Here is a 1,599-nt window from a genome sequence, read left to right as displayed (position 1 = left end):
ATGGCAGAGCGCCTGGCGCTGCAGGTGGATTCGCTGGACGATTTGCGGGCCAAGCTGGCCGCCTTCATCGCGGGCAACTTGCAGCTTGGCGGCCTGCATCGCGGGCAAGCCGGGCGGCAGGCGCTGGCCGCGCTGCTGGACGACGAGGACATGGACGCCACCGTGCGGGCCTGGATTGCCAAGGGCAAGTTCGGCAAGCTGGCCGATCTGTGGGCCCAAGGCTTCGACCTGGACTGGCAGCGCCTGCACCCAGCCGCGGATGGCGCTGCCCGTCCCAAGCAGATCAGCCTGCCCACCTATCCTTTTGCTGCTGAGTTTGCGGGTGACTCTCTTGCGGCCGGCATGGAGCCGGCCATGCCACCCCAGGAGCCGGCGGAGCCTGAACCGCCGACACCCGCCGCTGCCGAACGGGCTGCGCCGGCGGCCGTCAAGCCCATGCCGCGGCAAGCGGGCAGGACCTCGTGGCCGCTGTCGTTCGCGCAGCAGCGGCTGTGGTTCCTGGACCAGTACGAGCCGGGCTTGGCCATCTACAACATCCCGGCCGCCGTGCGGCTGACTGGCCAGCTGGACACCGACGCGCTGGCGCGCACGCTCAACGAGATCGTGCGCCGCCACGAGGCGCTGCGCACCTCGTTCGCGATGGAAGCGGGCGAGCCGGTGCAGGTCATCGCGCCGGCGCTGGTGTTGCCGCTGCAGACGCTGGACCTCAGCGGCCTGCCCACAGCGCAGCGCGAGGCACAAACCCGTGAACAGCTGCAAGCTGAGGCGGACCAGCCGTTCGACCTGGCGACCGGCCCGCTGATCCGCTTCCGCCTGCTGCGGCTGGCCAGCGATGCGCACCTGCTGCTGGTGACCATGCACCACATCGTCTCGGATGGCTGGTCCATGGGCATCGTGGTGCAGGAGGTGGCGGCCCTGTACCGGTCCTTCCTGCAGGGCCTGCCGCCCGCCTTGCCGGCCTTGCCCATCCAGTACGCGGACTTTGCCGAATGGCAACGCCAGCGCCTGAGCGGCGGCCTGCTGGCACGGCAGCTGGGCTACTGGCAGCGCAAGCTGGAAGGCAGCCCGCAGTTGCTGGCCCTGCCCACGGACCGGCCGCGGCCGACCAAGCTGGGCCACCGGGGCGCGGCCCTGCCGTTCACCGTGCCGGCGGCAGCGGTGGCCGGCCTGCGGGCACTGGGCCACCAGGCGCAGGGCACGCTGTTCATGGCGCTGTGCGCGGCCTTCAATGTGCTGATGGCGCGGCATTCGGGCCAGACCGACATCTGCATCGGCACGCCCATCGCCAACCGCAACCGCACCGAAATCGAGAACCTGATCGGCTTCTTCGTCAACACGCTGGTGCTGCGCACCCAGGTGGACCTGGCGCAGGACTTCCTCAGCCTGCTGCGGCAGGTGCGGCAGACCACGCTGGAAGCCTACGACCACCAGGACGTGCCCTTCGAACAACTGGTCGAGGCCGTGCGGCCGGAGCGGCACACCAGCTACTCGCCCTTGTTCCAGGTGATGCTGGTGCTGCAGAACGCGCCGATGACCGGGCTGGTTTTGCCTGGCCTGCGCGCCGAGCTGATGCAGGCCGAGCGAGTGACGGCGAAGTTT

General features: G+C 69.8%; 1 protein-coding gene. It reads left to right on the top strand.

The annotated features are described in order from the left end of the window. Window positions 1-1,599 (top strand): condensation domain-containing protein (locus FKP22_RS29740; protein WP_233447011.1); only part of this gene is annotated, 1,599 nt, incomplete at both ends.

Source organism: Ideonella azotifigens, from assembly GCF_006519715.1.
Classification (GTDB): Bacteria; Pseudomonadota; Gammaproteobacteria; order Burkholderiales; family Burkholderiaceae_C; genus Ideonella; species Ideonella azotifigens.
This window is presented reverse-complemented; position numbering and strand designations above follow the sequence as displayed.